Here is a 7,136-nt window from a genome sequence, read left to right as displayed (position 1 = left end):
GCGCCGTCTCGCAGCACCGCCTGCGGCCCGTCATCGACAAGGTCTTCGCCTTCACCGAGGCCGGCGATGCCTATCGCTATTTCCAGCAGGGCGACGTCTTCGGGAAGGTGATCATCGACGGCGCCTGACCCATCGAGTCCTCAAACCCAAGGGAGAACGACCATGACAATTCGTGAAGCCTCGGCCAAGTGGCAAGGGACGCTGAAGGAAGGTTCGGGCCGGTTGCGGCTCGGCAGCGGCGTCTTCGAAGGCGCCTATTCCTTCCCGTCGCGTTTCGAGAACGGTCCGGGCACCAACCCGGAAGAACTGATCGCCGCGGCGCATGCAGGCTGCTTCTCGATGGCGCTGAGCGCCATGCTGGGCAACGCCAATCATGTCCCGACAAGCATCAGCACCGTCGCCAAGTTGCATCTTGGCGCAACCGCTGCCGGTCCGACGATCACCCGCATCGAACTCGAAACCGAGGCAGAGGTCGCGGGACTTGCCGAAGATGAATTCGAGCGCCTTGCACAGTCCGCCAAGGCGGGCTGCCTCGTCTCGCGGGCCCTTGGCGGCGTGTCTCAGATCACCCTCAAGGCAACGCTCGTCGAAGCCACCAAAGGTCAATGAAGCCAGGAGAAAGAAGATGACACAGGAGCTTGTCATGGACGCAAACGCGTACGGTCTGTCCCAGCAGACGGCCGAGATCATGCGGCGCTACAACGACGTATTCCAGCGCCATGATCCTTCGGCACTCGCCGAGCTGGTGGCCGACGATTGCGTGATCGAGAACACCGTGCCGGCGCCGGACGGCGCCCGCCATGCCGGCAAGGAAGCGTGCGTCGGGCTTTGGACGGCGATCGCGACCCAAGCCGGCACGCGCTTCGATATCGAGGAAACCTTCGTTGCCGGTGACCGGGCAACGATCCGCTGGCGCTATTTCATGACCGACGGCAATTCGCTGCGCGGCGTCAACCTCATGCGTGTGGCCGATGGGCGGATCGTCCAAGCGATGGGCTATGTGAAGGGGTAGCGCGCGCCGAGCAATGCCCCGAAAGCGCATAACCGCTTTTCGCCCGGAATAGCGCAACAAAGGAGAGCGGATCAGCGAGACTGAACCGCTCCCCGCTACCGATCGGCCAGCGCCAGCTTTGCGCCGAGCATGACGAAGGCGCCGGCGAAGGTCCGGCGCATCCAGGTCAACACCATTGGCCGCGAGACGACATGGCTGCGGATCGAGGCTGCGAAGATGCCGTAGCCGACGAAAACCACGAAGGTCAAAAGCATGAAGACGGAACTCAGTTCCAGCATTTTCGACAGCGCATTGGGCTCGGTGGTGCTGACGAACTGCGGCAGGAAGGCGAAGAAGAAAATCGACAGTTTCGGATTGAGCACGTTGACGAGGATACCGGTGGCAATCACCTTGCCGGCCGAGCGCGGCGTCACATCCTGCTCGACGCTGAGGCCGCCCTTTTCCTTCAGCGTGTTCCAGGCCATGTAGAGCAGGTAGGCGACGCCGAGATATTTCAGCGTCTCGAAGGCGAGCGCACTGGTGTGCAGCAGCGCCGCCAGGCCAGTGATGGCGGCGGCCATGTGCGGGATGATGCCGAGCGTGCAGCCGAAGGCGGCGATGACGCTGGCCCGCGCACCGCGCGAGAGGCCGGCGCTCAGCGTGTAGAGAACGCCGGTGCCGGGCGAAGCCACGACAATCAGGGACGTCAACAGAAATTCGATGCTCACGATGGTTCCTCCGCCACCCTACCCGGCCAGGAAGGTACCGGGCTGCGGGTCGGCGCACAAGCGGAGGCGACGGGAGATTGGCTACACCGGTAATCCGAGCGCCTGGCGTGCCATCAGACACTCCTCGTCGCCGGGCATGCAGGCGCGACAGACGTCCGGCCGCACGTCGTAGATGCCGCAAGCGGTCGACTTGCCGATCTCGCCGGACAGCGCCGAGCAGCGCACGCCCTCGCAACGCATGCCTGACAGGTCGGATGCGACATATTTTTCCGGGATACGGTCGAGCTGTGCGTCATCCTCGGTGGAAAAGCGCGGCCACTCGGCCGAATAGGAACAGCAGGCACCGCAGCTTTGGCAATCGAAGGTGCCCTGTTGCGACGACAAAACGCTTGCGGCGGCCACCAGGGCGGACAGCCCTGGCGCGGCGGGGTTGTGATCGGCGTCTTGCGGCAAGGCGCTATTTCTTCTTGGCCGTCTTGCCCTTCGGCGAATCCGCCGGCGACTTGAACAGGTCGGTCGCGGCCTCGGTGGCGTCGCCGGCTTTCGGCGCGGCAACCGGCTTGGCCGGTTTTGCCACGGCACCCGAGGCTGCCGGCTGATCCGTGGAGGAGAATTTTATGGCCATGTCAGTCCTCGTCGGCGAAGCGCGATGATGGGGCGCGCGGATTGCGCAGGCGGCCGATCAGCGCCGAAACGGCCGTGATGTTCATTTCCTCGGGCGACCAGTTTTTCACCGCCTCGATGTGATGGGCTGCCAGCTCGCGATGCGTGCTGCCGCTGTAGGCGGCGTCCTGATACGTCACCCGCTCATGGGTCTTGGCGTCTTCGCGGACATACTCGATCAGGTAGTTCGGGCATTCGGCGCGGCCGCGCACGCCGACGCGAACCTGGGCATCACCGTGGGCACGCTTGCAGCGCTCGAGCTTTTCCAGCACACGCCGGACGAATTCGACCGGCTTGTCGAGGCCTTCGACCATATCGGCAATGGTTGCGTCGGCGGCGATCGGTGTTGGCGGTACGCGTTTGGTGGCCATCAGCGTCGTCCGGCCCGCTTCGGCAAAGCGGCTAGCGCGGCGGCGGCGGCCATCTCGTCGGCCTCCTTCTCCAGGCGCAATTCGCGCAGACGCGCGGTCTTGGCTTCGCGTGCCTCGCTGACGGCGTCGCGCTCGGAATTGATGCGGTTGAGCGACATCGACTGGGTTTGCGTCTTGCTGAACAGGGACACGGCCTGATCGACGGTTGTCTTTGAACTGGTGGTCAAATCTTTCTCCTGTCAGGAGCCTGTGCCGATGGAGCGAGACCGGGTCTTCGGTCAGGATCACGCACAAAGCAATACGCGCGGCGAATTCAAATTGCTGGAGCGTCCCTTAGCACGTCCAGGCCGGCGCGCAGCGCACTTTCGGCGGCAAGGCGCGGAAAATGAAAAAGGCCAGGCACCGCCTGACCTTCCATGAGAGCGTCGCGCAACCAGATGACATCCAAAAGGATGCACCGCACGGGAACGCCCTGCTTATGCACATGATATGCCGTGGAAACTCAGGTCGCCGCGGCCATGCGCCCGAATTCGCCACTCACCGGTGCCAGTACATCCGTGGTCACCGGGAGAGCAGAATTCGTTTTTCAGGCCGCCTTCAACTGGTCGGCGGACATCTTGCCCGACTTGTTGTCGCGGACCATCTCGTAGCCGAGCTTCTGGCCCTCGACGATGTCACGCATGCCGGCGCGCTCTACGGCCGAGATGTGGACAAAAACGTCGGCCGAGCCGTCGTCAGGCTGAATAAAACCAAAACCTTTGGTGGCGTTGAACCATTTAACTGTGCCGGTGCTCATGACGAACCCTTTCCATGGCAAATATTCGTTCGACGCCATGCGGATGCACAACGTCGTTTGTCCCGATTTTTGATGTGGGAAGTTCGTCAAAGGCGCGCTCGAAAGCGCGGATAACAAAAGTCAGTCAAACAAATATCGACGATTTGCTTGTAGGCTTCTTTTGGCGCGCTGTCAAATTTGCATAAAGCCACAGATGCGGATTTCTCCCAAAACGCCAGGCCAAACCTGCTGGCATGACGGCAAACCGGGCGCCAAACAGCGCGCTTGCGCCAAGTTGAAAAAATTTTCTGGCATCCAGGAACCATCCGCGCAAAGGCGCATTTATGCCTTGTCGTCAGCAGTTCGTGAGAGCAATCGAAAGAACGGTTGATGGCAAAGACGCCCCCCGCACGATAAAAGGTGCGAGGGGCGTTTTCGTTGGATCCGGCTATTCGTCCGGGCCGGGTTCCGGCCACCTCTCCTTGGCCGCCTCGGCATACCAGTGCCGCATCGCCGGCGTTGCCAGCACGGCGTCGACATAGGCGCGCGTATCCGGCGCCAGCGTGCCGCCATAGGTGTCGAAACGGGTGACGACAGGAGCATACATGGCGTCGGCCGCGGTGAAATGGCCAAACAGGAACGGGCCGCCCCTGCCGTATTTTTCCCGGCACTCGCGCCACAGCACCTCGATGCGGGCGCGTTGCGCCTCGCCCTCGGCGTCGAGCGGCTTGTGGCCCTTCGGCCGGCGCAAATTCATCGGCCAGCCATAGCGGACTTCGCGAAAGCCGGAATGCATCTCGCTCGCGGCCGAACGCGCCAGCGCGCGGGCGTCGATATCGGCCGGCCAGAGATTTCTCTCGGGAAACAGGTCGGCGAGATATTCAAGGATGGCAAGGGTTTCCCAGACGATCTTGCCATTGTGATTCAGCACCGGCACCTGACCGGTCGGCGACACTTTCGCCAGATTGGCAAAGGTTTCAGGCGTGCGCAGCCGCACGAAACCTTCCTCGAACGGGATCTCCAGGTGCCTCATCGCCAGCCATGGCCGCAACGACCATGAGGAGAAACACTTGTTGCCGATATAGAGAGTGAATTCAGCCATTTTTCTCCCCGCATGCACGGCCATCCAAATTCCATGGTCGACGCGTGTTCGCAGCCTAGCCCACCAGCCTGCCCCAGGGCGGCGGCCGCGCGACCTGATCTGCCGTCCGGGCGACGCCTGGAACCTAACCGACGCCGGCTCGTTAGCTACCGCAAATGAATTCCTCCGAATTCAGAACCCCAGGAGATGCGCAAAAAATGGTGAACAAGGATCAGGTTGCGGGCGTGGCCAAGCAGGTCAAGGGCTCGGTCAAGGAAGCCGCGGGCAAGGCGACCGGCAACAGGCAGACCCAGGCCGAAGGCACGGGCGACCGGACCGCCGGTAAGGTGCAGAAGGCCTATGGCGACGTCAAGGACAAGGTCAAGAAGGCGCTCTGATCCGACATAGACAAACGCGCTTTGTCGAGGGAAAGGCGGTCGCGAAGGCCGCCTTTTTCAGGTGCTCCAACCCTTGCTGAAAGCATTGGTGAAGACGACCTCGCCGTGATCGCCGGCCGCCTCGCCCAGCACCACGTCCATGCCGTCGCTGGTCACCCTGATCAGCGCGAAACCGCCCATATAGGCAGCCTTCGGCTTGAACAGGTCGATCCCGTCCCTGCGATAGATCAGCGGCGTTTCGTGCTGGTGGCCATGGAAAATGCCGACGACATTGTAGCCCTTCAGCGCCGCCAGCAACGCCTGCCGGTCGGCCTCGCTCCACCAATGCGGCGCACCACTGCCGTCATCGTCGAAGTGCCGCTTGGCGGCATCCCAACGTTCCACCGAGAAAGTGTCCCAGCCATAATGCTGGAACAGGATGACCGGACGGCCGTCCGCCGCATAGGTCGCCAGATCCTGCTTCAGCCATGGCAGGCTGCTCTCGGCGCCGTGGCCGGTATCGCCGGCGAAACGATGCGTCTGGATCAGATGCAGGCCGCCCCAGTCCCAGGAGTAACAGTCGGTGTCGACATCGTAGTCGGTGGCAGGCACCGGCGGCTTGAAGAACACGCCGGCGCGATGGTTGACCTCGACATAGTCGCGCAGTTCGCGCCGATACCAGTCGACATGGTGCGGCGGGCCGTTCTGGTCGAGATCATGGTTGCCGAGCCCGATATAAACCGGCATGTGCACGCGATCGGGACCGACGCCCTGGCTGTAGCGTTGGCTGAACTGGAGCAGTTGGGTGCCCTCGCTCGGCTGCGTGATCTGGCCGCCGCCATCGTCGGTGATGTCGCCGCCGACGACAAGGCCGAGCGGCGTGCCTATCCTGCCGGCCGAACGCAGGCCGGTGGCGACGCCATTGATCTCAGTTGGCCAGTCCTTGTCGCCAAGCGCATTCAGCACCGCCACGTTGCGCAGCAGCGCGGCGTCGGTCTTGCCTTCCTGCAGGCAGTTGGGGCTCAAGCCGCTCGCCATGCGGCAGGCATGGACATCGGCGATGAACAGGAAGGTGGCGTCGATCGACTGGACGCGTTGCCCGATCTGGCTGAAGGCCGGGCGCGACAAGGCGCCGGCCGCGGCAAATCCTGCAGCCTGCGCCAGGAAGTTGCGTCGGGAAAGCGATGCAGTCGAACGGCGATTCATCATACGCTGATTCAGCATGGACAGCGGCCGGTCGTCCAGCGCCTCTGCGCCATCATCGACATGACGCCACGGGTCTGGCATGTCTCGCTTGCGCAAGCGGAGGAGGACGAAAAATGAAAGCCGCACCTATCTGCATGATCCTGGCCGCGATGTTGTGCGCGAGCACTGCGCATGCGGCCGGTTGCGTCGACGTCAAGTCCGCCAGGAAGGGTTTCGTTCTGGCGAGACCCGGCATCCAGAGCGAATTTCGGCCCGTGGCTGGCGGGATGATGTCGGTTGTCAACACCTACGAATCGCAATCGCCTCAAACCCAGTATCTGTTCGCCGGCCTGATCGAGGTGTTTCGCGACAGCGACACCGGTCGCCAGGCGATGATCCCGTTTTCCGATCTGCGAAAACTGTTTCCGCTGAAGGCGGGGACAAAGGCCGCGATAGAGTTCGTCGAGTTGTCGCCGAACAAGCCGCCGAAGGGCACCAAGACGCTGAGCCTGGTCGTGAAGGGCAAGGAGACATTCAGCCTGGGCGAGTGCAAATACAATGTCCTGGCGGTCAAGGAGACCTTCAAGAACGGTGCCGGCGAGACGCTGGATTCATTTACCGCCCTCTATGCGCCAGATCTGCAGGCAGCGCTCGCCCGGCGCTACGATGAAGGCACCAGTTCGGAATCCGTCAACGGCTACGAGACGATCAAGCCACTGGCCGAGTAGCTGAACCAGAGCACGGCGAGTCAAGGGGTTCCCGGCCGTGGCAGTATTCTGTTGCGTCGCCTGGCCGCCAATGCGCCCTGCGATGGCGACGGCGCGCTGCGCTCCAGCCCCGCCAGACAATCCCGCAGCACGCTTGCATCCTGCGCCGTCTTGGCCATCGACATCGCTCCGGAATAGGCGGCGACCGTCAGCGCGGCGAAGCGTTCGGGGTCCGTGCCCTCGTCCTTGCCCACCTGC

13 protein-coding genes and 1 pseudogene are annotated in these 7,136 nt (G+C 62.8%); 5 read left to right on the top strand and 9 right to left on the bottom strand.

Annotated features, from left to right (window positions below; translation table 11 throughout):
* The 3 genes from EN914_RS39885 to EN914_RS18295 form a co-directional block, all read left to right on the top strand.
* Window positions 1-128: zinc-binding dehydrogenase (locus tag EN914_RS39885; protein WP_164778785.1), on the top strand; the 128-nt coding region annotated here is incomplete at its 5' end.
* Between the two features lie 34 nt (window positions 129-162).
* Window positions 163-609, top strand: coding sequence for an OsmC family protein (locus EN914_RS18300; RefSeq protein WP_024505724.1), 447 nt, complete (start codon window positions 163-165; stop codon window positions 607-609).
* Between the two features lie 16 nt (window positions 610-625).
* On the top strand, window positions 626-1,012 hold the full coding sequence (locus EN914_RS18295) for a nuclear transport factor 2 family protein (protein WP_024505723.1): 387 nt from the start codon (window positions 626-628) through the stop codon (window positions 1,010-1,012).
* Window positions 1,013-1,107: 95 nt separating this feature from the next.
* On the opposite strand, the gene EN914_RS18290 is transcribed toward EN914_RS18295, so the two are convergent.
* The 7 genes from EN914_RS18290 to EN914_RS18260 all read right to left on the bottom strand — a co-directional run bounded on the left by EN914_RS18290 (window position 1,108) and on the right by EN914_RS18260 (window position 4,630).
* Window positions 1,108-1,719, bottom strand: a complete 612-nt coding sequence (locus EN914_RS18290; protein WP_013532395.1) for a LysE family translocator — start codon at window positions 1,717-1,719, stop codon at window positions 1,108-1,110.
* Window positions 1,720-1,800: 81 nt separating this feature from the next.
* Window positions 1,801-2,121 (bottom strand): YkgJ family cysteine cluster protein, encoded by a 321-nt coding sequence (locus tag EN914_RS18285; RefSeq protein ID WP_032809400.1) that lies wholly within the window; start codon window positions 2,119-2,121, stop codon window positions 1,801-1,803.
* Window positions 2,122-2,176: 55 nt separating this feature from the next.
* On the bottom strand, window positions 2,177-2,344 hold the full coding sequence (locus EN914_RS18280; protein WP_127389188.1) for a hypothetical protein: 168 nt from the start codon (window positions 2,342-2,344) through the stop codon (window positions 2,177-2,179).
* A gap of 1 nt (window position 2,345) precedes the next feature.
* Window positions 2,346-2,753, bottom strand: coding sequence for a hypothetical protein (locus EN914_RS18275; protein WP_013532398.1), 408 nt, complete (start codon window positions 2,751-2,753; stop codon window positions 2,346-2,348).
* A complete protein-coding gene (locus EN914_RS18270; RefSeq protein ID WP_013532399.1) occupies window positions 2,753-2,980 on the bottom strand; it encodes a hypothetical protein in 228 nt (75 codons plus the stop codon). Before EN914_RS18270 ends, EN914_RS18275 begins: the two co-directional genes overlap by 1 nt.
* Window positions 2,981-3,339: 359 nt before the next feature.
* Window positions 3,340-3,549, bottom strand: coding sequence for a cold-shock protein (locus tag EN914_RS18265; RefSeq protein ID WP_010915421.1), 210 nt, complete (start codon window positions 3,547-3,549; stop codon window positions 3,340-3,342).
* A gap of 427 nt (window positions 3,550-3,976) precedes the next feature.
* Window positions 3,977-4,630 (bottom strand): glutathione S-transferase family protein, encoded by a 654-nt coding sequence (locus EN914_RS18260; RefSeq protein WP_024505722.1) that lies wholly within the window; start codon window positions 4,628-4,630, stop codon window positions 3,977-3,979.
* Window positions 4,631-4,827: 197 nt separating this feature from the next.
* On the opposite strand from EN914_RS18260, the gene EN914_RS18255 reads away from it, so the two are divergent.
* The gene (locus EN914_RS18255; RefSeq protein ID WP_024505721.1) at window positions 4,828-5,007 is read left to right on the top strand and encodes a CsbD family protein; all 180 of its coding nucleotides are present in this window, start codon (window positions 4,828-4,830) and stop codon (window positions 5,005-5,007) included.
* A gap of 57 nt (window positions 5,008-5,064) precedes the next feature.
* On the opposite strand, the gene EN914_RS18250 is transcribed toward EN914_RS18255, so the two are convergent.
* Window positions 5,065-6,195 carry a metallophosphoesterase gene (locus EN914_RS18250; protein ID WP_024505720.1) on the bottom strand — a complete coding sequence of 377 codons (1,131 nt, stop codon included), beginning with the start codon at window positions 6,193-6,195 and terminating at the stop codon, window positions 5,065-5,067.
* 110 nt (window positions 6,196-6,305) lie between these two features.
* Between EN914_RS18250 and EN914_RS18245 the strand changes: the two genes are divergently transcribed.
* Window positions 6,306-6,899 (top strand): hypothetical protein, encoded by a 594-nt coding sequence (locus tag EN914_RS18245; RefSeq protein WP_024505719.1) that lies wholly within the window; start codon window positions 6,306-6,308, stop codon window positions 6,897-6,899.
* A gap of 20 nt (window positions 6,900-6,919) precedes the next feature.
* Here the strand turns inward: EN914_RS18245 and EN914_RS18240 are convergent.
* Window positions 6,920-7,136: pseudogene (locus EN914_RS18240) on the bottom strand (TetR/AcrR family transcriptional regulator); the annotation flags it as partial.

The organism is Mesorhizobium sp. M7A.F.Ca.CA.001.08.2.1, from assembly GCF_003998455.1.
Lineage (GTDB): Bacteria > Pseudomonadota > Alphaproteobacteria > Rhizobiales > Rhizobiaceae > Mesorhizobium > Mesorhizobium ciceri.
The sequence above is the reverse complement of the archived record's forward strand: the minus strand, read 5'-3'. Positions and strand labels throughout refer to the sequence as shown.

What these genes read in the sequence shown, in the direction of transcription:
- EN914_RS18300 (WP_024505724.1), top strand. Translation starts at nt 163, where the DNA reads ATGACAATTCGTGAAGCCTCGGCCAAGTGGCAAGGGACGCTGAAGGAA.
- EN914_RS18295 (WP_024505723.1), top strand. Translation starts at nt 626, where the DNA reads ATGACACAGGAGCTTGTCATGGACGCAAACGCGTACGGTCTGTCCCAG.
- EN914_RS18280 (WP_127389188.1), bottom strand. Translation starts at nt 2,344, where the DNA reads ATGGCCATAAAATTCTCCTCCACGGATCAGCCGGCAGCCTCGGGTGCC.
- EN914_RS18275 (WP_013532398.1), bottom strand. Translation starts at nt 2,753, where the DNA reads ATGGCCACCAAACGCGTACCGCCAACACCGATCGCCGCCGACGCAACC.
- EN914_RS18265 (WP_010915421.1), bottom strand. Translation starts at nt 3,549, where the DNA reads ATGAGCACCGGCACAGTTAAATGGTTCAACGCCACCAAAGGTTTTGGT.
- EN914_RS18260 (WP_024505722.1), bottom strand. Translation starts at nt 4,630, where the DNA reads ATGGCTGAATTCACTCTCTATATCGGCAACAAGTGTTTCTCCTCATGG.
- EN914_RS18255 (WP_024505721.1), top strand. Translation starts at nt 4,828, where the DNA reads ATGGTGAACAAGGATCAGGTTGCGGGCGTGGCCAAGCAGGTCAAGGGC.
- EN914_RS18250 (WP_024505720.1), bottom strand. Translation starts at nt 6,195, where the DNA reads ATGATGAATCGCCGTTCGACTGCATCGCTTTCCCGACGCAACTTCCTG.
- EN914_RS18245 (WP_024505719.1), top strand. Translation starts at nt 6,306, where the DNA reads ATGAAAGCCGCACCTATCTGCATGATCCTGGCCGCGATGTTGTGCGCG.